This is a genomic window from Campylobacter sp. RM12640, assembly GCF_020137595.1.
Lineage (GTDB): Bacteria > Campylobacterota > Campylobacteria > Campylobacterales > Campylobacteraceae > Campylobacter_E.
The window spans coordinates 56,975-79,988 of sequence record NZ_JACGAU010000007.1 but is presented as its reverse complement, the minus strand read 5'-3'; the positions used below and the strand labels follow the sequence as shown (position 1 = coordinate 79,988).

Annotated in this window: 13 protein-coding genes; 11 read left to right on the top strand and 2 right to left on the bottom strand. The window is 29.5% G+C overall.

Annotation, left to right across the window (positions count from 1 at the left end; genetic code table 11):
- Window positions 1-91 precede the first annotated feature (91 nt).
- Complete coding sequence (locus AVBRAN12640_RS03990; RefSeq protein ID WP_336608437.1) at window positions 92-4,237, top strand: hypothetical protein; 4,146 nt, start codon at window positions 92-94, stop codon at window positions 4,235-4,237.
- A gap of 32 nt (window positions 4,238-4,269) precedes the next feature.
- Here AVBRAN12640_RS03990 and AVBRAN12640_RS03985 read toward each other — a convergent pair whose 3' ends face one another.
- Window positions 4,270-5,349, bottom strand: coding sequence for an Mrp/NBP35 family ATP-binding protein (locus AVBRAN12640_RS03985; protein ID WP_214149760.1), 1,080 nt, complete (start codon window positions 5,347-5,349; stop codon window positions 4,270-4,272).
- A gap of 50 nt (window positions 5,350-5,399) precedes the next feature.
- Here AVBRAN12640_RS03985 and AVBRAN12640_RS03980 point away from each other — a divergent pair, with 50 nt between their 5' ends.
- Genes AVBRAN12640_RS03980 through ychF form a run of 8 tightly spaced genes read left to right on the top strand, consistent with a single transcriptional unit; the run spans window position 5,400 to window position 11,248 of the window.
- Window positions 5,400-6,305: a lipoprotein N-acyltransferase Lnb domain-containing protein gene (locus AVBRAN12640_RS03980; protein ID WP_214149759.1), complete on the top strand. Its 906-nt coding sequence runs from the start codon at window positions 5,400-5,402 to the stop codon at window positions 6,303-6,305.
- An 8-nt stretch (window positions 6,306-6,313) separates the two neighbouring features.
- Entirely contained in the window at window positions 6,314-6,751 is a 438-nt protein-coding gene (gene smpB / locus AVBRAN12640_RS03975) for an SsrA-binding protein SmpB (protein WP_214115787.1), read from the top strand.
- 32 nt (window positions 6,752-6,783) lie between these two features.
- The gene (locus tag AVBRAN12640_RS03970; RefSeq protein ID WP_214119885.1) at window positions 6,784-7,224 is read left to right on the top strand and encodes an RpiB/LacA/LacB family sugar-phosphate isomerase; all 441 of its coding nucleotides are present in this window, start codon (window positions 6,784-6,786) and stop codon (window positions 7,222-7,224) included.
- On the top strand, window positions 7,225-7,557 hold the full coding sequence (locus tag AVBRAN12640_RS03965; protein WP_214115786.1) for a hypothetical protein: 333 nt from the start codon (window positions 7,225-7,227) through the stop codon (window positions 7,555-7,557). It abuts the gene before it with no gap.
- Between the two features lie 8 nt (window positions 7,558-7,565).
- Window positions 7,566-8,099 carry an adenine phosphoribosyltransferase gene (gene apt / locus AVBRAN12640_RS03960; RefSeq protein WP_336608436.1) on the top strand — a complete coding sequence of 178 codons (534 nt, stop codon included), beginning with the start codon at window positions 7,566-7,568 and terminating at the stop codon, window positions 8,097-8,099.
- Window positions 8,100-8,101: 2 nt separating this feature from the next.
- Window positions 8,102-8,752: a DedA family protein gene (locus tag AVBRAN12640_RS03955; RefSeq protein WP_250325095.1), complete on the top strand. Its 651-nt coding sequence runs from the start codon at window positions 8,102-8,104 to the stop codon at window positions 8,750-8,752.
- Window positions 8,736-10,148, top strand: a complete 1,413-nt coding sequence (locus AVBRAN12640_RS03950) for a leucyl aminopeptidase (protein WP_214115784.1) — start codon at window positions 8,736-8,738, stop codon at window positions 10,146-10,148. Before AVBRAN12640_RS03955 ends, AVBRAN12640_RS03950 begins: the two co-directional genes overlap by 17 nt.
- On the top strand, window positions 10,145-11,248 hold the full coding sequence (ychF, locus tag AVBRAN12640_RS03945; protein WP_214119875.1) for a redox-regulated ATPase YchF: 1,104 nt from the start codon (window positions 10,145-10,147) through the stop codon (window positions 11,246-11,248). Before AVBRAN12640_RS03950 ends, ychF begins: the two co-directional genes overlap by 4 nt.
- Before the next feature lie 271 nt (window positions 11,249-11,519).
- On the opposite strand, the gene AVBRAN12640_RS03940 is transcribed toward ychF, so the two are convergent.
- On the bottom strand, window positions 11,520-19,598 hold the full coding sequence (locus tag AVBRAN12640_RS03940; RefSeq protein ID WP_336608435.1) for a hypothetical protein: 8,079 nt from the start codon (window positions 19,596-19,598) through the stop codon (window positions 11,520-11,522).
- Between the two features lie 436 nt (window positions 19,599-20,034).
- On the opposite strand from AVBRAN12640_RS03940, the gene AVBRAN12640_RS03935 reads away from it, so the two are divergent.
- Both AVBRAN12640_RS03935 and AVBRAN12640_RS03930 read left to right on the top strand, forming a co-directional pair.
- On the top strand, window positions 20,035-22,428 hold the full coding sequence (locus AVBRAN12640_RS03935; protein WP_336608434.1) for a molybdopterin-dependent oxidoreductase: 2,394 nt from the start codon (window positions 20,035-20,037) through the stop codon (window positions 22,426-22,428).
- 1 nt (window position 22,429) lies between these two features.
- Window positions 22,430-23,011, top strand: coding sequence for a hypothetical protein (locus tag AVBRAN12640_RS03930; protein ID WP_214119872.1), 582 nt, complete (start codon window positions 22,430-22,432; stop codon window positions 23,009-23,011).
- Window positions 23,012-23,014 lie beyond the last annotated feature (3 nt).

Genomic DNA, 23,014 nt, shown 5'->3' with positions numbered 1-23,014 from the left:
TTTCCTTAAATTGAAATATTTTTATAATTTATAGCATTAATTGATAAGTTTTATGTAAAATAAATATACTTTTTTTATTTTAGGAGAAAATATGAAAAAAACGATATTTCTATCCCTATGTGCGATAAGTGTATTGCACGGAAGTATGGTAACAACAGAAAATAAAATTAAAGGTATTTTTATTGGAAATGTTGATAATGCGTATGGTGCTGCACATACTAAACTTGAATTAATACAAGACTTTTATAACTATGGTCGTGATAATGCAATCATTGGTTGTCTTCACGGAAGACCTGGTAGTGATGCTTGGGCTTATTATGATTGCGCTTCTTTAATGCAAGTTTATAGTTATAAAGATGGCAGTGGAAATCCTGAAGCAGATAATGCAAATTATAGAGATAATGTATGGTGTATGGCTCAAGGTAGTAGTGATTTAGGAACAAATAAAATTCCAAATGCTAGTGAGTTTATTGCAAATATTAATAAAGTTAATCTTGATGAAAAAGATGAACCTAATAAACCTAAAGTATTATATGTTTCAAAAGATAAGGTAAGTCCACATGTTCCATACAATACTAGTGTATATAATTATAGTTTAGGAAATTATCAAGAATCATATAAGGATTTTGGCGTAAATACTACAGGTAGGCTATTGGTAATTGCTAAAAGTGATGAGAGTAAACAATTTAGTTTTTATCTAAGTGATAATATTAATATGAGTTCTTTTCCTAATGATTTTAAAAACTTCGTAAATCAAAATCTAGGTATACAAAATGGACAAATGATACCAGGAACAGGCTCAAAACGCTCTCATATGTATCAAAGTTGGGCTCTTTTAGCTCAAAGAACAATATCAGGTGGTAATGATAGAGGTCCTTGGTGTAATCAGATTTATCACTGGGATGATCGTAGGTTTAAAGATGGTAAGGGGGGCTGTGGTTCTAGTGATTGGAATAGTTTAAGCGCTCATGGAAAATATGTTAGATTTTTCCATTCTTTATGGGGTTTAGGCTATCAATTTAGAGCTTCTACTGCTAGTGATCATGTTTTAGACCATAAAACAGGTATGGCTCAATATGGTGGGATAAAAAATGAATATGGTCAAGTAGTTCCTTTTGGAATTAGTGGAGATCTTTATGGTTCTGCAGAATTTAGAGGGGATGATACTTATGTTAGACATTATCCGGAAGGCTATAAAAGAGATTTGTATTATAAAACTTATAATTTAAGAAAAATAACCGAAGCAATTACTTTAAAAAATATAAGTTTATACGGAACTAATGAGTTTAATAATAAAGATAATGTATTTTCTTTTTTTAATAAGAATTTAGACCAAGGTAGCAATAATTCTAATGCTTTTGGTAATAATAATAAGATAGGAAAATGCTATTTTATTAATTTACAATATTATGGAAGTAAAAATCAAAATGGTTATGCAAAGTTTGAAGCTATGCAATCTAGCAAATTATTATGGAATAAACCAGCTAATGAGTTTTTACAAAACTATATAAGTAGTTTAGATGGTAAATATGCAATCGCTAATTACTCAATAGATAGAAGCAATATTTATACTAAAGCAATCCCTGGTGAAAAGCATATATTTACTTTAAATACTAGACCTACAAGTTTTAGATATGCTGATGCGAAAAAATATGGAAATTCTCCAGTAAATACTGCTATTAATGCTCAATATAATTTATATTTTTATCCTGATGCAAATGGAACTAAGATTACTGAAATTGATAATACCCAAGTTCCTAGAAAAGCAAAAGTTGAAAATTTACCAAGTAGCTTTAATGAAAAAGAATTTTATGTTGTAACAGAGCTTAAATACGGAGTAAATAATAATGCTCAATTATCATTTACATACGAAGGAGTTGATTTAAACCCTAATAGATTAGGCTTTGAAAATAAACAAGAATGTGATGTAATTAGTGGTGCAAATTGCTCTAATATGAAATTTAAATTTAAAGATTTCAAATACAAAACCTATAAATTAAGCAAAACTGATGGTGGCTTTAAAGTAATTAGTGAAGATAGTGAAAAGAATGGCTATTTTGCAAGTGATTATACAACTGATGTGATGGCGTTAAGAGTTGATGAAGGATTGCTAGATGCAATTAAATATAAATCTGGTGAATCAATACTATTAGAACTTACACTTGATAAAGGTTTTTATGCTGATAATAGACCATTTTTTGAAACCGATTCAAATACTATTATTAATGCTAAATCATCAGGTAAGTTCTATGTAATTATTAGTGATATTAATTTTAATGCTAGTAATGTAGATTTTGGTTCTATTTGGAATAAACAAGACCCTGATAAAATGCCTGTATTAAACAGCACTAGCACAGGTTTTAATCCTACAACTGCAAATACTAGAATAGCTGGAGAACCTGTTTATTTAGGTATAAAAAGTGCAAAATCATCAAATAAATTAAATAATATTGATAATTTTGTAACTTTTGATGTAATAGACGCAAATACTAATAAAATAATTAAATCAGCTGACCTTACTTATTATGACAATGGAACAAGTAAAGTTAATATTAGTCATGAAAATGATTATTTAGTAGGCAATGCAATATTTACTCAAACAGGATTTAGTGGTGCTTATCCGTTTTATAATGGCGTTGTAAAGATTGATGATTTAAAAGTAGGTAGATATAAAGTATGCTATACAATATATTCTAAATCTCAAGTTCAAGAAGAAATCAATAAAAACAATAACAATAAAGACGCTAAAAGCCTAATTGAAGTGCCTGTAAAAGCTAGAAATTGCACTAATGATTTTAGTTTAAGACCTGCTTTAGTTGAATACACTACAAGCACTACATTTACAGCTGGAGAAAATGCTCTTGCGGGTGGAAAAGTAGCAGTATTTAATGCGGGATTAAAAGATGCTAAAGATAAGCTAATAGTAACAAATGAAGAATTTGCTTTAACAAAAACTACTTTAAGTGTAGAAGATAGTCAAGGTAAAAATTATGATTTTAGTTTAAATGCAACTAATAAAAATACTATATCTGATAGCAATGAAGTTGCGTTTGTAAAAGACAATAATAATACCTATAAAATCAATGACGCAGTTGTAAATTTCCCATTATCAACTGATGCAAAACTTAAATTATACGAAGGTAAATTCACAAAACCAGATAGTATTAAAGGTTTATGTAATGTAAATGCTATCAATAATAAAGTAGATGAATATGGAAAAGTAGGTTGTTTAATTGATAGTAAAAGTGCTATAAATATTAACTTTAATAGCATTAAAGATTATGTTTTAAGAACTCCTATAATAAACAATGCCTTTACAGATGAAAAAACATTCTTTAAGAGTGAAGTAGGTGATAATAATAGCTTAAAGATTTATTATGTATTTAATAATTTAGGTGCTAAGGATACAAATAGCTTAAATTATGTATATCATAAATTTAGCAAAGACCATAATCTTGAGTATGAATTAAATTTTGATAATACTGATAAACAAGCTAAAGATAGATATTTAGTAAATATTGATGAAAATTATACGGATAAAAGCTTTAATACCACAATTAATGGTGCAAATCAAATTCTAGTAGATAGAGTTATCATTACAAAAGATAAGTTAAATAAAGATTTTGATAAAAAATTAGAAGATTTATATAATGATACAAAGACAAATAACATTAATGCTGTTATAGCTGGATTTGCTGCACCAAAAGATAAAATATCTGTAGATTTAGAATTAGCTTACACTAAATACAAAAAAACTCCAGATAATAAAACAATAGATACTAATGCAAGTTTAGCTAAGCCAAGTGTTGCTGAGTTTTCATTATTAAAATCATCAAAAGTTTCTTTAGATGGAGCTAGCACTAATTTAGCTAATGAATACTCATTTATCTTTACTAATGTTACTTATAAAGATAATAAAGTAACAAATACTGACAAAATTACTTTAAATCCTACAACAGATTTAGAGCTTTATTATTTAAATAAGAAAAACGAAAGAACAAAAATACCTTTAAAGAGTTCTTTATATGATAAAGACGCTAGTGCTATTATTAATGAATTATCATTTAATGCTGAATATGGTTCAAGCTTTTTTAAAAATCCAAAAACAGGCGAAGTAACTATCACGCTAACACCTGATAATGCTAAAAAGCAATACATTAAAGAAGTAATTAATCTTAATAATACAAGTGATTTACATGGTGGTAAGTTCAGTTTAGAATTTACAAATACTAAGTAATTTTAAGAAGGGTTTAAAAACCCTTCTTTTTATTAATGACAAGCCGGAGTGTTTGTCGTTGGTTGAATACTAGAATTATCAGCTTTAGTAGTGTTTAAAAACTCAATTAATTTAAATGCAGCTTCTTCATATCTTTTTGCTACTATTGAATTTGGCTCACACATAGAAATAGGCTTACCACTATCTCCACCCGTTCTAATTGATAAATCAATAGGAATACAAGCTAAAACAGAGCAATCATATTCATGAGCTAAATTAAGCGCTCCACCTTTACCAAAAATCTCATGCTCAACATCGCAATTAGGACAAATAAAACCACTCATATTCTCAATTACACCAGCTACAGGTATATTTAATTTATTAAACATATCTAAAGCTCTTTTACTATCATCAAGGCTTACTGCTTGTGGGGTGCTAACGCAAACTCCCGCACTAACAGGCACGCTTTGAGCTAGAGTAATTTGTGCATCACCTGTTCCTGGAGGCATATCAAGTAATAATACATCAAGCTCGCTCCATAACACATCGCATAAAAGTTGCTCAATCGCTTTCATAACCATAGAGCCTCTCCACATTAATCCTTGTCCTTCTTCAATTAAAATTCCCATACTCATAAACTCAATTCCATAAGCTTTAACAGGACGGATTTTATTGCCTACTACTACAGGTTTTTCGTTTTCAGCACCAAGCATTCTTGGCATATTAGGACCATATATATCAGCATCTAGCACTCCTACTTTTTTACCAAGTTTTGCAAGTGATAATGCTAGATTTAGAGTAGTTGTGCTTTTGCCAACTCCGCCTTTTCCACTACTAATCATTACAAAATGCTTAATTTGTGGAGCTAGATTTTTGATTTTTGGTCTTTTTACTTCTGGCTCTTCTAATTTTGGTTGAATGATTTTAAGCTCAAGTTTATAATGATTATTTCTAGCTATTGCTTCACATTCATTTCTAATAGCATTTGCTATTTGCTCACTTGCAGCTGGAATTTCAATATCCATTAGGATAATATCTCCTGCTAATTCGCACCTTTTTACAAAACCAAAACTTACAATATCCTTTTGAAAATTAGGATATTTGACATTTTTGAATAGTTCAATTATTTCCATTTTTTCTCCTTTTTTAACTTTTATGCTAACAAAAAAAGTAAAATAATAAGATGAAATTTGTGTTTTTATTAATTATTAGTATTTTTTTAAGAGCAAGTGATATTAGTGTTTGTTATGTAAGTGATAGCTACAAGCGACTTGATACTATGTTTGGGCATATATTTTTAGCTTATAACAATAAAGCGGCTAGTTTTAATCTAAATAGTAATTTAAATATTAAAGATAATTTATCAGCACTTTTTGGAGTAGAAGGCATTATGCAAATTTTGCCTAAGGATAAATTAATTAAGTTTTATGAAGATGATGAAAGACAAGTAAAATGCTATCCGCTTAATTTAGATGATAGCCAAGAAGCCAATCTATCAGCTTTATTTTACGAAGATGAGATTTATGATACTTATACATTTTTGCATAAAAATTGCTCATCAGCTTTAAGTATGTATGCCAAAAACTATGGTGTTAATCTTAAATCAAGCCTAATTCCAATTCGTTTTGTATCGCTTAATACTGATTATAAAAAGAACTTTCATAAAGTAGGATTGTTTTATGAATATGATAAAAAAAATAGCCTTGATTTTGAGATAAGTATTCTTAGTCTAAATGATAAATTATCTCATAGTTTAAATATATTAAACTTTAATAAAAATTATATAAGCCCTATAAAAATTAGCGAATACGAAAAGATTAGCTATGAATTTGAATTAGGAATTAGATATAAAAAGGCTAGGGTATTTGCTAATTTTTTCTTAGGGTATTATTATGAAGGTTTTTTTATAGGGGCTAATAATTACGGCTTAAACATAGGTTATTTAAAGGATTTTGATAATTTTGGTATAAAAATTAGTGCTGATAAAAAACATATAAATCTTAATACTTATTTTGATTATAAAAATTATCGTTTAAGTTTAATTGCTAATCAAAATTACGCTAAAATCGGTCTTATATACTCATTTTAAGGATAATAATGAAAAGCGTTGCAGAGAATAAAAAAGCAAGATTTGAATATAGCATAATTGATACTTATGAATGTGGTTTTGCCTTATTAGGTAGCGAAGTTGTAGCTGTAAGACACGGCAAAATCAATTTAAAAGATTCTTTTGTAAGGATAATCAAAGGTGAAGCTTGGCTACTTGATAGCCACATAGGTCATATGAATACGGCGAATAAATACTTCACTCACGAAGATAGAAGAGCTAGGAAATTATTGCTTCATCGTGCAGAAATTGATAAATTAATAGGTAAAATCAGCACAGATGGATTTACTTTAGTAATACTAAATTGTTATTTTAAGCGTGGGATTTTGAAAGGAACTCTAGCTTTAGCAAAAGGAAAAAATCTTCACGATAAGCGTCAAGCAATCAAAGAAAGAGATTTAAAACGAGAAGCAAGAGCGTATTATTAATTAACTCTTAAATATTAAACTAAAATTATTTTATATTAAGGAAAAATATGAGAATTTATTTTGCAAACGACCACGCAGCAACTAAGTTAAAGTTTAGTTTGATTGAATACTTTAGTAAAGAATACGAATGTATAAATCTTGGTTGTGATAGTGATGATAGTGTGGATTATCCTGATTATGCTAATAAATTAGCAAATGAGCTTAAAAACGATACAAATGCAATAGGTGTTATTATTTGCGGAAGTGGTATAGGAATTAGCATAGCGGCAAATCGTCATAAGCATATTCGTGCAGCACTTTGTCATTGCGAAGATTATGCAAGATTAGCAAGAGAACATAATGACGCTAATGTTATATCTTTAGGCGCTAGATTTGTTGATTTTGAACTTGCAAAAAAATTAATCATAACCTTTATAAATACCCCATTTCTTGGTGGAAGACACGAAAATAGAGTAAAAAAATTAGGGCAATAAATGTTATTTATTTGGATGGTTATTACTGCTTTAGTTTGTATATGTATTTATTTTTTAGTGATGACTTATTATTATAAATCATTACTTAATAAAGAAAGAGCCTCAAAAGAGTTTTTAAAAACTAATTTTGATGATACAGAAGTGGTTATGAGAAAGCTACAAACACAACTTCAACGCTCTTTAGGAAATATAGATGTATTAAATGAAGAATTAGATAAGGTAAAAAGTGAATTAACAAGCCTTAGGACAAGAAATTCTCAATATCGCTTAGAAAATAATAAATTAAATACAAAAATCAAAGAATTAGAAGCAAAAATTGAAAGCTTATTATAAGGATTAATATGAATATAGAAAAATTATTAAATGAGAAGATAAAAAGATATCCAAACTACCCAAAAGAAGGAATTGTATTTGCAGATATTACCACGCTTTTAGCAGATAAAGAAGGTTGGCAAGTTTTAATAAATCACTTAAAAGATAAATATAAAGATGAAGAATTTGATTTTTTAGTAGGAGCTGAAAGTCGTGGCTTTATTTTTGCAGCTGCATTAGGAGCTATTTTAAATATCCCTTTTGTTCCAATTAGAAAGAAAAATAAACTCCCAGGAGAGCTATTAAGTATTGAATATGATTTAGAATACGGCAAAGATAAAATAGAGATGAAAAAGGACGCATTTTTAGGCAAAAAAGATGTAAAAGTTCTTTTTATGGATGATTTATTAGCAACGGGTGGCACTAGCATTGCTTGTATGAAATTATTAAAATTAGTAGGTGCTAAAGAGATTAAGAGTTGTTTTTTAATAGATATAAATATCGGTGGATATAAAGCTTTAAAAGAGCATTGTGATGATATTTATTGCATTTTAAAGGATTAGCAATGGATATGATAATTAATTTTATAAATTCCTTTTTTGCTGACCCTGAGGGGGTTTTAACTTCCTTATTTAGAGATAAAATCGTAATTGCTAGTATTATTATATTTTTATGGTGCACGCTAGAAGGCGAAACTGCATTAATACTAGCAGGACTTGCAGCTCACGGAGAACATATTCATATAGGACTTATCACATTTATAGCAGGTTGTGGGGGATTTTTGGGCGATCAGATATATTTTTATATAGGAAGATACTCAAAAAGCTATATTAGAAAAAAGCTAAAAACACAAAGGCGAAAATTTGCAGTAGCACAGATTTTACTTCAAAAATACGGCTGGCCTATAATATTTATTCAACGCTATATGTATGGTTTTAGAACCGTTATTCCTATGAGTATAGGGCTTACTAATTATAGTGCAAAGAAATTTGCAATAATTAATTTTATTTCAGCTCAAGTATGGGCTGCTATTACTATTTTTATAGTGTATATTTTTGGCGAGCATATATGGGAGATTATTAATTGGGCGAAAGACCATTGGTATTTGGCAGGAATTTTAGTTGTAGGATTTTTATGCTTAATTTTATATGCTTTTAAAAGTTTAGAAAATAAATTATTAAGTAAGAAAGGTAAAAAAAATGAAAGTAGTATTTAATGAAAAAAATACTGATTTTAAAGTTTGTTTGATACAAAACAAAGATTTAAGTAGATTTGATGATAAAGAATTTTTTGAAATAAATGATTATAAAGGAGTTGGAGCGATTTGCAACCTAGCTAAAAGAACGCTTTATGTTGGCTTAAACGATGAATTAACTTATGCTAGTTTTATAGCTAGTTTAGGTAGTGCTATTAAGAGCATTAAGAACTTAAATATAAAAAGCATTAGCCTTGAATTTATTAATCTTGGTTGTGAGTTTTATAGTGCTTATGCTCATATTTATGCTGTTATTTCATCTTTATATGAGTTTAACAAATATCATAAAGAGCCTAAGAATTCTAAAATAGAATTAATAAGCCTTGAAACACAACAAAACGATGATATTCAACAAGGCGTTGAGCTAGGTAAAGTATTAGCAAATGCTTGTGAAGATGTAAAAAATATAGTAAATGAAATTCCAAGCACTTATAATCAACTTAGTTTTGAAAAAGACGCTTTAAAATTAGCTAAAGAATTTGATTTAGAATGCAATGTTTATAGCGATGATTATTTACAAAAAGAAGGAATGAACGCATTTTTAGCAGTAAATCGTGCAAGTAGTTATCCTGCAAAATTAATCCACTTAGCTTATAAACCACAAAACGCTATTAAAAAAATAGTTTATGTAGGAAAAGGACTTGTATATGATACAGGTGGGCTAAGTCTTAAACCAGCTGATTATATGCTAACTATGAAAGCTGATAAGAGTGGTGCAGCTGCTGTTTTAGGTATTTTAAAAGCAGCTAGTATGTTAAAACTACCTTATGAAATACACGGAATTATAGGTGCAGCACAAAACTGCATAAGCGAAAAATCATATATGCCTGATGATGTATTAATTTCAAGAGAAGGTGTAAGTATAGAAGTAAGAAATACTGATGCTGAAGGAAGATTGGTTTTAGCAGATTGCTTGAGTTTTGCTCAAGATTTAAAGCCTGATTTATTAATAGATTTAGCTACTTTAACGGGTGCTTGTGTGGTTGGGCTTAGCGAATATACAAGTGGTATTATGGGATATAATGAAGACTTGCAAAACGAGTTTTATAATAATTCAAAAAGAAGTGGCGAATATACTTGCGTTTTACACTTTAATCCACACATTAAAGAGCTTATCAAAAGTAAAATAGCTGATGTTAGCAATACAGGTAGCTCAAGATATGGTGGAGCAATTAGTGCAGGAATGTTCTTAGGCGAGTTTATTAGAAAAGAATATAAAGACAAATGGTTGCATTTAGACATTGCTGGACCTGCCTATGTAGAAAAAGTGTGGGGCGAGAATGCTTATGGAGCAAGTGCAGCTGGAGTTAGAATGAATATTATAAACTTACTTAGAATGGCAAGGAGTGCAAAATGAGCCTTAGCGTAGGTATTGTTGGACTTCCTAATGTTGGTAAAAGTACGACTTTTAATGCTTTAACAAAGGCAGCAAACGCTCAAGCAGCAAATTATCCATTTTGCACCATTGAGCCAAATAAAGCTATTGTTGAAGTGCCTGATGAGAGATTAAAAGTCTTAGCAAATATAGTAAATCCTGAAAGAATAATGCACTCAATGATAGAATTTGTAGATATTGCAGGTCTTGTAAAGGGTGCTAGCAAAGGCGAAGGTTTAGGGAATAAATTCTTAGCAAATATTCGTGAAACTGATTTGATTTTACATATAGTAAGATGTTTTGATGATGAAAATATCACTCATGTTGAAGGTGGGGTTGACCCATTAAGAGATATAGAAATCATAAATCTTGAATTAATCTTAGCTGATATTGAACAACTTAATAAAAAGCTTGATAGACTTAGCAAAGAAGCAAGAGCAAATCTTAAAGGTGCTAAAGAATGCCTTGAATTAGCACAGGATTTATTAAAACACCTAGAAGATGGCAAATTAGCTAGTGAATATGCAAATCGTGATAGCGAAGCTTTTATAACTTTAAATAAAGAATTAAGATTACTTAGTGCTAAAGAAGTAATTTATGGCGTTAATGTAAGCGAAGATGAATTATTAGATGATAATGATTATGTAAAAAAGGTGCGTGAATATGCAGCCAAATCAAATCATAGTGTTTTAAAATTATGTGCTAAGCTTGAAGAAGATTTGGTTGGAATGGACGAAGCTGAAGCTAATGAGTTTTTAAAAGAATTAGGCGTAAATGAAAGTGGTTTAGCAGCTATTATTAGGACAAGTTTTGCTAAGCTTAATTTGATTTCTTATTTTACTTGTGGGGTTAAAGAAGTTAGGTCTTGGACTATTCATAAAGGTTATAAAGCTCCTAAGGCTGCAAGTGTAATTCATAATGATTTTGAAAAAGGCTTTATCAAGGCTGAAGTAATTAGCTATGATGATTTCGTAAATTGTGGTGGCGAAGCAAAAGCTAAAGAAGCAGGTAAATTACGCTTAGAAGGTAAAGATTACGAAGTAATTGACGGCGATATAATGCACTTTAGATTTAATGTATAAACCTTATTAGCAAGGCTTAAAAGTCTTGCTAATCTTTTACAAATCCTTTTTTATTTATAGAATTTAGACAAACTAAAAATCTTTATAAGTTAAAAATATTATTGATTGAAGACAAATCAAATAAAATTAAAAGTCTTGCTAATCTTTTAAAAATCCTTTTTTATTTATAGAATTTAGAAAAGCTAAAAATCTTTATAAGTTCAAAATATTAAAAATATTATTGATTGAAGATAAATCAAACAAGACTTAAAAAGCCTTGCTTGATTTTAGATTAGAAATTATAAGAAAATCCTAAGTTTATATTGTAGTTATTATTAAAGTGATTTGTAATGCTCTTAGCAAAATCTAAATTAATGTTAGTATTAGCACTAGGTTTATAATTAGCTCCGAATTTGATTTCAAATCCTCTATCTTGAACCCTTTCAAAATAATAAGTCATACCATCATTAGCACTATTACTTGGACTTTCGTTTAAGTCTTTAATATAAGCAAATTCAGTATTTAAACCTACTTTATCATTGATTTTAGCACCAGCTTTAATACCTGCTTTTGCAGTATATTGAGCTGCTTGTTCTGTTTGAATTCCTAATACTGCTCCATCAATATTTACTTTTGGATAGCGAGTAGCTATTAATTTAACATTAGGTTCTACATAATAATCAGAGCCAAATCTTTGTCCTACCTTAACTTTTGCTTGCCATAAATTATCATATCTTGTAGTATTTATCATCGCTAAATCGCTCTTATAATTACCCTTTAAAGTTAGTAAATTTAAGTCATAATCAACGAAAAATCCCGAATTAAAATTCGTGCTAGCATAAAGTCCAATGCCAGTTATTCCAACATCAGTGCTTAATGCTTTATTAGCTTTTAGTTTTGCTTTAGAAGCTTTTATACCATAAGCTACATCAAGATTTTTTAAAGATACTTTATTGTCTACTCCGACATTAACTCTGCTACCTTTTAAATTATTTGAATCTGTTTCAAAATAACCATAATCAGAATTTATCCAAAAACCTTTATTTTTATCATCATTTCTTAAGTAATTAAATCTTAAGTCATTATCATCAATATAATATCTAGCAACATAATATGGTGTATACATTATGTTTTTAATCGCACTTGTAACAGCTGGGTCAAGATATTCTAAAGTCAATAAATCCTTATCATCAGCACTAACCTTACCAAAACCTTTTAAAGCTTCTTTATCTATTTCTAAATTAGACCTAATGCTATCTTTATTAATTATTGGTTCTTTATCTGTTAAACCTAAACTCCATACTCCATCTTTACCTATTTCATCAAAGCTTAAAACCTTAGTATTATAAGTAGCTAAAACGGTTTTATAAGTTACTTTAAAGTAAGCTTTATCTTTTTCATTATCTTCTTTTTTACCATTTACAATAGCAATAGGAACTCTTGTATTTACTAGCTTACTTAAGTTCGTATTGTATAAAACGATTTCGTTATTTTCTCCTAAAGCTTCTTTATTTACTATGATAGGACCACTGAATTTATCTTCTAAACTAGTATCAATTCCACCACCATAAATATAAAACTTAGAATTATTAGCATTTAGAGTATTAGTTACAACTTGTGCTTGAATGTGTGAATTATCCACTATTAAATTATCAGCTCTAATTCCACCTATGCCATTGCTATTTGTATTAGTAGCTCTTATTGTTGAATTTTTGATTGTATAAGTGCTATTTTTTAAATCGCTTGTCTTATCATAAGTATTTGTAGCCAAATCATCAATGCTTGATATAGGTTTAGTTCCTGTAATTTCTATGAAGGCATTATCAGCATTTAGCGTATTTGTTTTAAATGTGTTTGCAGTGAAATTACCTGAAATATCTGAATTATTATGCACTAAAATATCTTTATTAAAGGTATTATTTAAGTTCGCATTTATATTGCATTGTTCTACATTGTTATTGTAAATTCCATTGCTAGTGTTTAATGTCCCACACTTATTATTGTCATATTTAATAGCAGCATTAATAATAGAATTATTTACATTCAATTCTGAATTATTTGTAATATCTTCGCTTACATTTTTAACATTTGTAAGACTTAAAATACCGCCATCATCATTTGTAATTTTGGTTGCTAATTCGCCTATATTATTAAAGTCTAATTTAGATTTATCCCCATTATTTTTAATACTTGTTCCAGCGATTTTATCAGTATTATTAATGCTTAAATCTCCGCCATTTTGATTTGTAATATTATTAAATGATTTAATATTATCTAATACCACTTTAATAGCTTCATTTACTAAATCTTTCATAGAAGCATTGCTTAATTTAGTATTGCCTTCGCCTTTTAGTGTTAAATCATCATTAAATGTTGAATTATTTAAATTATTTGTCCCACCATCTATTGTAGTTTTATTGTTAAATTGTGAGCCATTATCTTTTACATTCTTAGCTATAACTTTGCCATCAAATGTAGTTTGATTAGAATCTAGGCAATCTACTTCTACTTTTCCTTTAAGAGTTGTCGTGCTATCTGGTTTAAAACAAGCTTTATTTCCTTTAACGCTTATATCATTTTTTAAAGTTGAATTACTTACTTTAAATTCCCCACTAGCATTTAATTTAGCGTCTAATTTAGACTTATCATCAATATTTTTAATATCCAAATTATTCGCATTAAATGTAACATTTTCGCCTATATTAACACCATTTTTACCATCAATATTGCTTAAACCTGTGCTAGTGATTGTAACAGGAGTTGTATCATCGCTACAAATACTAGCTTTGTTATTTAAATCCAAATCCTTAGTATCAATGCTAGAGCAAACTTTAGCATTATTAGTTAATGTGGTTTTTCCATTATTTGCAGTGATTATTGCGTCTTTTCCTTTAAACTCCCCACCACTAATAGTAATATTCCCAGAATTTGAAGTAGCTTTAATATTATTTGATTTAGTGTTGTTTAAATTAATATCATTATTTGCATTTAAATTCGTATTATCTTTTATAGTTGCATTAGTTACATTGATATTTTTATCTGCTTTTAAATCAGCATTAACTTGCGTAGGCTCGCTTCCTTTGATTGTGATATTTTCTTTTGAAGTTAGTTTAGAATTAATCTTGCTTGGATTATTCTTATCATCTGAAGTTACAATAATATCTTTTATAGCATTAATTGTCGCATCAATTACGCTATTTGCTATATTTGCCATTCCTTGCAAGATAATATTAGAACTCTTATCATCTTTACCTATTTGAGAATTATTAGCATTAAGATTATTAGCATTTACATTGCTTGAGTTCAATGTAGCATTTGTAGCTGTAATATTATTAGCTTTATTAATATCTGCATTTATCGTTGTATCTTTTCCTAAAGTAATATCATTAGCATTTTTTATAGTAGAGTTAATGGTAGTTTTTTTATTAGCTGCAGGTGGTTCTGGACTAATTCCATCATGCACCCCTAGATTTTGAGCGTCATTACTTAAGATTATATTACCTGCTACATTAATATTTCCGCCAGCAACTTCAGCCCCATTTGCAATTAGTAGCGTTCCACTAGGATTTTTGCTAGTTAAATCTCCTTTTATAGTAGCATTATCAATTGTAGCATTGTTAAAATTACTATCTGCATTAATCACTGCACCTCTTCTAGCTACTAATTCATTAGTTTCTATTGCTTTATTAATTGTAGTAGTTGTGTTATTAGCACAAGAGCCACCACCTATTATATCTACTCTACCGCTACTATTAATATTTGAATTAACAATAGAACCATTTTGCACGGTAACTAAATTAGTTCCTTTAATTAAACCATTATTAGTAGTAGAGCAATCTATTAAGGCTTTATTTGTAAATAATTCTCCTAAAACATTTACAACTGATTGTTTAGTAGCTGAAAAATCACTAGAATTACCATTATTTAAAGTTACGCTAGATGAACTTATATCAGTATTTTTTGCATTTAGAGTATTTGTTTTTATATTTTTAGAATTTGTAATGCTTAATTTCTCATCAGCTTTAATTAAATCAGCTTTAATTCCTTTAGCTTCTTGTGTATTTAAGATATTAGTATTTTTAGCACTGATAGTATCTCCAGTAAATTTAACATCATCTAAAGTTAAATCATTTAAGCGTTTGCTAGTATCATTACCTATATTTGCATTAGTTAAATCTACATTTTTAAGATTTAATGTATCATCTATACTTGCTGCATTTATATTAGAATTACTAATCGTAGAATTAGCAATTTTTAAATTCCCATCAATTCTAACATCATTATTTTTATTAGCATCTTTATTTTGAATGTTTAATTTTTCTAAAAGCATATCTTGAGCTAATTGTAATAATGTTTTATTAGCTTTGATTGTAGTTTCTTTTGAATTGTCTAATTTAGAATTAATGAAATTAACTTCATTAGAAGTTAGATTTCCCGATAAATTAGCGTCTTTTATAGTAGTAGTGCTTTTGATATTTACATTACCACTAAGTGTAGCTTGATTTCTTACTTCTAAATTATCAGTATTTTCAATTGACGCTAATACTTTTGTATCTTTTCCATCTATTATGATTTTACCACCATTAGTATTTGTGCTAAGCTTTGTGCCTTCGTTGATTACGCTTTTGTTTTGTAAGGTTATTGTATTAGCATTTATGGTAGCATTTTCTGTTGTTGAATTATCAATCGTTATATCTTTAGCTTGTAAGCCACCTTGTATAGTTGAGCCATTATTTACTTTTATATCAGTAGCATTAATTTGTGAGTTTGTTTTAGTGCTACTATCATTTAAAGTGACGCTATTAGCATTTACAACACCACTTTCTCCTAAAATAGCTTTGCTTTCAAATTCTGCTGTAGTAGTTATTGTAGAATTAGCATTTAATGTAGCACCATCTTTTACAAGCAATTTATTAGCATTAATTGTCCCTTTTATATCGGTTTCTTGAGTGCCAGGTGCAGGGTATTTGCTATCTAGTATTTTATTACTTAAAATAACACTTCCACTATTTGTTATAAACTTAGCATTTTCATCTGATTTAGCTCCGTATCCTAATACAATATCACTATTTTTAGATTCTAATTCTCCGTTTATAGTCCCCCAATATGCTTGGATTTTATTATTTGCCTTAATTTTTGCAGTTTTTTCTACATTTGCATTTAATAAATCCACGCTATCATCTATATCTAAAATACCTTTTATATTTGCAGTTGCTATTCTTGCACCATTTGCTTTGATTGTTTTATCTGCATTCAAGGTAGCATAATTTGATATATCTACAAATCCACTTGCATTTATATTGGCATTGATTGTTGTATCTTTGTCGCTAATAGTAATGTCTTTAACATTTGTAATATCTGCATTAAGCTTACTTCCATAAGATATTGTTGCATTGCCACCTATATCAAGAGCTGAATTAATTTCGCTATTGTTATCTATAATTACATTGCCAGTTGATTTGAAACTATTTCCATTATAAGTTGAGTTTTGAAAATAAGCTCCGTCTGTATTGATATTTGCACCACTAACACTTGCATTAGTAGATTTAAAATAATTACTTGTAAATTCTCCACCACTAACATTAGTTTTGTCTTTACCTAATTCTCCAATATTAATAGAATTTGTGCCAGTAAATACTCCACCATTTACATTGCTACCTGATTTAACATATATATCATTTGCATTTAATTCTCCGCTACTTACATTACCACCAGAATTAATGTTTATAGTGTTATTTGCAGTGATTTTACCACCACTTACATTGCCACCAATGTCGGCTTGATTTGTAGCATTTAGCTCTGATGAGCCACTTATATTTCCATCTTTATTTAATTTAATATTAGTAGCTGTGTGAGTTCCTTTGCTTACATTTGCACCATCTTCAATGATAATATCAGCTCCTGCTATGGTATTGCCTTGTATATTAGACTTGCCTTTATAAGTAACATTATTAAACTTACTTTCTAAATTAGCGTTTTCGCTTGTGTTTGAATTATCTAGCGTAATATCTCCACCTTCAGCTGTTATTTTACCCGATTGGATATTTGAGTTATTGTTAATATTTACATTTTCATTAGCTTTAAGTGTTCCAGAAAGTATATTTGAATTGTTAGTAATATTGATATTTTTACCATTTATGTTCTTTGCATTACTATCTGTATTATCTAAAGTTACACCGCCTTGAGTTGATGTTACTTCTGTTTTTGACATTAAGGCTTTATCGGTTTTATTATCCTTAATTGTTATATCGCTACCACTTTTTAAGGTTACTAAATCTAGCTTAGAATTGGTTATATTTATTTTATTTCCACTTTGAGTAGACCAAATACCACCATCTGTAGTGTTGTTTGAAGTAATATTTGAATTAGTAATATCAATAGTTGAATTTGGCTTACCCACAACTATGTGTTTAAAATCAACATTTGAACCATCAATTTTAATATCTTTATTTGTGCTAATATTTCCGGTAGTGCTTACAGAACTATTATTTATTGTAAGATTATCAGCGTTTATTCTATCCCCATTTATATTTGCATTATCTGTGATAGTTAGTTTTTGTATAGCGTGTGTTGAAGTGCCACCAGTTGTTCCTATATTAACATCAGTATATTTACCACCTTTGATATTAATCCCACCTGTTGTGCTACCTTTTTCTTGTCCTATATCAGAATTACTCGCAGTAACATTTACAAGGTTTAGAGTTTTATTTTGACCGCCTATTATATTAACAGCGTTTTTGCTAGTTCCAACGATTGTAGTGCCTGTTATGGTTGTATTATCTTTAGTAAAAGTAGCAGCATTATTATCTTTTGTATTTATCGTGCCATTTAGTAAATTAGAATTTATATTAAAGCCAGCTGAATTGATATTAATCGTATTATTAGTGCCGGTAGTTGCATTAGTTGCGTCGCCTAATATTACACTCCCACCATTATGAGTAATAGTATTGCCACTTGTATTGCCATTAATATTTAAAGTCCCACTATCACTTGTAATAGTTGAATTACTAACTTCATTTGCAGTTAAAGTCCCACCTTTGCTATTTATGGTTGATTTATCTTTAACATTATTAACGCTTAATTTTCCATTAGCATTACTATTAATAGTTGAGCCTAGAACATCGCCTGATATAGTTAAATTACCATCTGTATTACTATTAATAATTGAGTTATTTGTAACATTTTTAGTAACTTCAATTTTAGCACCATTGCTATTGATAGTTGAGCTATCTATATTGTTTGTTACCTTTAAAGTCCCGCTAGTTCCATCAATTGTAGAACCTACTATATTATTTGTAACATTAATAGTCCCACCATTATTTTTAATAGTTGAATTGTCAATATTATTTGTAACACTTAAATTCCCACCACTTTCACTATTTATAATTGAATTAGCAGTAATATTATCAGCAGTTATATTTGCACCTTTACTATTAATTGTAGATTTATTTGTGATATTTCCCGCAGTTAAAGTTCCACTATCGCCTTCAATTGTTGAATTGTCAATATTGCTATTTACTTTAATAGTCGCACCTTTACTATTGATAGTAGATTTATTTGTGATATTTCCCGCAGTTAAATTCCCACCATTACCATTGATTGTTGAGCCATTAATTTCATTTGTAACATTAATAGTTCCACCAGTTTCGCTATTGATGATGGAATTATTATTGATATTTTTAGAAGTTAGAGTTCCGCCTTTGCTATTAATAGTTGTAGATGAAATAGTTTCAGCGTTTAGATTACCGGCTTTATTTTCTAACTTAGAAGTAGAAGAGCCATTACCTTCTAAGGTATTTAATGTCATTGTACCTGATTTATTTTGTAAAAATGTGTTTTCTAGTTTTGTATTACCTTTTACAGTAAATTTAGAATTTTTATCATTTACTAAGTAGGTTTTATTGCCTATCAAATCACCTTCTACTAACAATGAAGCATTAGCATTTTCTATATAAATTCCATCTTTGCTTTTAAGCTCATCATCTGTCATATTTGCTGAGTCATTTAAATCTCCATTAACAGTTAAATCATTCTTAATTGTCATAGAGCTTTTTTTATCCATCCATAAGGTGCTTCTTTGCTCTCTACCACTAGCATATTGACCACCTTGGCTATTAATTATGAAATTTAAAAAAGTCCCATTAAAACTATCTAAAGGGTGAAAATCTCCACCACCACTCATAGTAAAACTAGTATTTTCAGCACTTGCTCCGTTAGTAAATTTGATACTTGAAACATCTGTTTGACCTAAATTTGTATATGTATCATTAGTATTGACAATAGTTAAAACTTTACTACCATCAACAGTCGCTGCTTGAACTGAACTAATTATCGTAAATGCTAGTAATGACATTCTTATGGTCTTATTCATATGAAATCCTTAAAAAGTTGCTTGATTTTTATTAATGCTAAAAAATTGATATAAATCAAGGTATTATATTTATAAATTGAAAAAACAAAGCTTAAAAAATGATAATTTTGCAACAATTTTTGCTAAATTTTTCGCAATAAAATACTTAAATATTACAAGTTTTCTAATAGTAATTTAGTTGTATTTATAATGCTTTATATATTGTTGTAGTAGATAAAATATTAATTTATAAAAATTTAATATTTATTATTAAATATTTAAAATCTTAAATATAAATTAATTTTTATTAGTAAATATAAAAATATATATTTTATAATTTTTCTTAAGAATTTCATTTTCAAATTCTAATTATTCAAAGAAGACTAAAAATACCTTATAACTTTATGATAATACTTACTATATAAAATGTTCTTTTATATTTTAAAAAGGAGAAATTATGGCAATTTCAAGAAGAACATTCCTTAAAGGTTCAGCAATTACAGCTAGTGCGATTACTTGTCCTTTGAGTGCTGATACAAATTTTTATGATATCAAGCAAATCCCACATGCTACACATTTTGGTGCATTTACAGCCGAAGTAAATAGCGAAGGAAAAATAATCAATCTTATCCCACACGAAAGCGATAAAAACCCAAGCGTAATCACTAAAGCTATCATAGATAGAACATATTCAGATACAAGGGTAAAATATCCAAGTGTTAGAAAAAGTTTTTTAGAAGGTAAAAATCGCCCTGATTTAAGGGGTCGTGAGCCTTTCGTTCGTGTTAGTTGGGATGTAGTGCTTGATTTATTATACAAAAAGCTTAAAGCTACAAAACCTGAAAATATCTTTAACGCAAGTTATGGTGGATGGGGTCATGTTGGCTTACTTCATAATTGTAACGCAGTTGCAGGTAGATTTTTTAACACCGTTTTATGTGGAGCAATAGGCACTGATGGAGAGTATAGTAACGGAGCAGCGGGTAAAGTAAATACTGCTATAGCAGGGGATTTAGAAGTTTATAGTTTGCAAACAAATTACGAGCAAATGATTAAAAACTGCGAAGTTTATGTAATGTGGGGTTGTGATATTTACAAGGATAATCAAATAGATTTTAAGGTAGCTAATCGTGAGAATGATAGTTGGCTTAAAAAATACGCAGCTAGTAATATAAAGTTTATTAACATTGACCCACAATACACAAAAGCAGCGCAAATTACAAAGGCTGAATGGATAAAAATCGTCCCAAATACCGATGTTGCAATGATACTTGGAATGTGCCATTATTTATATACAAGTGGAAAATACGATAAAGAATTTATAGCTAAATACACAGATGGATTTGATAAATTTTTACCATATTTACTAGGTAAAACTGATGGAGTAGAAAAAACTCCTGAATGGGCGGCTAAGATTTGTGGAATTGATGCGACTAAGATTAAAGAATTATGCGATTTATTCGTTAGTAAAAGAACATTTTTAGCAGGTAACTGGGCAAATCAAAGAGCGCATCACGGCGAACAAGCTGACTGGGCTATCATAACTTTAGCTTGTATGATTGGTCAAGTAGGACTGCCTGGTGGTGGATTTGGCTTTTCTATGCATTATTGCTCGGCTGGTGGAGCGTTTAGTGGAGCATTACTTCCTGTTGGATTGCCACAAGGAAAAAATAGCGTAAATATAAATATCCCTGCAAGTCGTGTTAGCGAAGCTATCCTAAATCCAAATAAAACTATCAATTTTAAAGGCAAAACCTTTACATATCCAGAGATTAAAATGTTTTATGTAGCAGGTGCTAGTGTTTTAGGTCATCATCCAAATACTAATGAATTAATTCATGCTTTAAGACAACTTGAAACAATAGTTGTTCATGAGCCTTGGTGGACGCCGATGGCAAAAATGGCTGATATAGTAATCCCAGCTACAACAACACTTGAGCGTGATGATATAAGCTTTGGTGGTTCATATTCGCAAGATTGGGTGTATGCTATGAAAAAAGTAATCGAGCCTGTGTATGAAAGCCGCAATGATTACGATGTATTCTATGAATTAGCAAAGAGATTTGGCGAAAGAGAATTGGCTAAGTTTAGTGGTGGCAAGAAAGACCATTTAGAATGGATAAGAAGTTTTTATGAGAAGAGTGATTGTATAAATGAAATGGAATTTGATGAGTTTTGGGAGAAAGGCTCACTTCATTTTGAAATTCCAAAAGAAGCTTATGAATTCGTTCGCCACGCTGATTTTAGAAAAGACCCAGTGAATAATAAATTAGCAACAGAAAGTGGAAAATTCCAAATCTATTCACAAAAATTTGCTGATTATGATTTACCTGATTTTAAAGGTCATATAACTTGGTTTGAACCGGCTGAATATTTAGGAAATCAAGAATTAAGCAAAAAATATCCATTCCATTTATTAAGCCCACACCCAAGATATAGAATTCATTCTCAACTTGATAATACTTGGGTAAGAGAGCTTTACAAAATCCAAGGTCGTGAGCCTGTAGTAATTAATACAGAAGATGCTAAAAAGCTTGGTATTAAACACGGCGAAGTGGTAGAAGTATATAATAATCGTGGTAGATTATTAGCTGGTGCATTTGTAAGTGATGATATTAGAAGTGGCGTTGTAGCTATTCAAGAGGGTGCTTGGTATGACCCTGAAGATGATAAAGATAATTCAAGATGCAATCAAGGTCATGTAAATGTGCTTACTTCATCTCGCCCAACTTCTCAAATGGCACAAGCAACTAGCGTAAATACTTGCTTAGTAGCGATTAGAAAGCTAGGTAAAAACGAAGCTGTTAAACCATATAAAAACACAACACCACCAACAATTATAGGAGCGTAAAATGAGAAAAATTATAGGATTATCATTAATTACTTTAAGTGCTTTTGCATATAAGCCTGATTATCAGCAAATATTTTTACCAACTCCTGCAAAAGTTGAGACAAAAAAGCAAGAATTTGCTAAAGATATTAGATTTATCTTAGACGAAAAAGCAACAATGCTAGATGAAAATCAAAAGCAAATCGGAACGATTTATGAAGGAACTATGGTTAAGCTAATTGAAACTAAGGGAGATTTAGCTAAGGTTAGCATTAGTGGAGAAGTTGTAGGAGATAAATTAGCTTTTAATAAAAATGCGGAATTTGTCTATTTAGAGAGTAAAAACGCTAAGCCTGAAATGAGCTTTTGGGTAAAATCAAGCTCTTTAACTACTGATAAAGACGCTGCTTTTGAAGGTGTTGAGGTGTTTTATTATGATTCTTGCACGAGTTGTCACGCAGCACACGCTCCAAGCGAACACGCAATAGATGAATGGGACGCTTATTTAGGAGCAATGCAAATGAATGCAAAAATTACTGACGAGCAAAAGGATAGAATATTACGCTATATGCAAGCACATTCTAGCAATGGAGCTTTTAAGTAAATT

Bases quoted from the DNA above. Each gene is read 5' to 3' on its own strand.
- AVBRAN12640_RS03935 (WP_336608434.1), top strand. From the start codon at position 20,035: ATGGCAATTTCAAGAAGAACATTCCTTAAAGGTTCAGCAATTACAGCT.
- AVBRAN12640_RS03940 (WP_336608435.1), bottom strand. From the start codon at position 19,598: ATGAATAAGACCATAAGAATGTCATTACTAGCATTTACGATAATTAGT.
- AVBRAN12640_RS03980 (WP_214149759.1), top strand. From the start codon at position 5,400: ATGAAATTTGTGTTTTTATTAATTATTAGTATTTTTTTAAGAGCAAGT.
- AVBRAN12640_RS03990 (WP_336608437.1), top strand. From the start codon at position 92: ATGAAAAAAACGATATTTCTATCCCTATGTGCGATAAGTGTATTGCAC.
- AVBRAN12640_RS03965 (WP_214115786.1), top strand. From the start codon at position 7,225: ATGTTATTTATTTGGATGGTTATTACTGCTTTAGTTTGTATATGTATT.
- apt (WP_336608436.1), top strand. From the start codon at position 7,566: ATGAATATAGAAAAATTATTAAATGAGAAGATAAAAAGATATCCAAAC.
- ychF (WP_214119875.1), top strand. From the start codon at position 10,145: ATGAGCCTTAGCGTAGGTATTGTTGGACTTCCTAATGTTGGTAAAAGT.
- AVBRAN12640_RS03930 (WP_214119872.1), top strand. From the start codon at position 22,430: ATGAGAAAAATTATAGGATTATCATTAATTACTTTAAGTGCTTTTGCA.
- AVBRAN12640_RS03950 (WP_214115784.1), top strand. From the start codon at position 8,736: ATGAAAGTAGTATTTAATGAAAAAAATACTGATTTTAAAGTTTGTTTG.
- AVBRAN12640_RS03985 (WP_214149760.1), bottom strand. From the start codon at position 5,349: ATGGAAATAATTGAACTATTCAAAAATGTCAAATATCCTAATTTTCAA.
- AVBRAN12640_RS03955 (WP_250325095.1), top strand. From the start codon at position 8,102: ATGGATATGATAATTAATTTTATAAATTCCTTTTTTGCTGACCCTGAG.
- smpB (WP_214115787.1), top strand. From the start codon at position 6,314: ATGAAAAGCGTTGCAGAGAATAAAAAAGCAAGATTTGAATATAGCATA.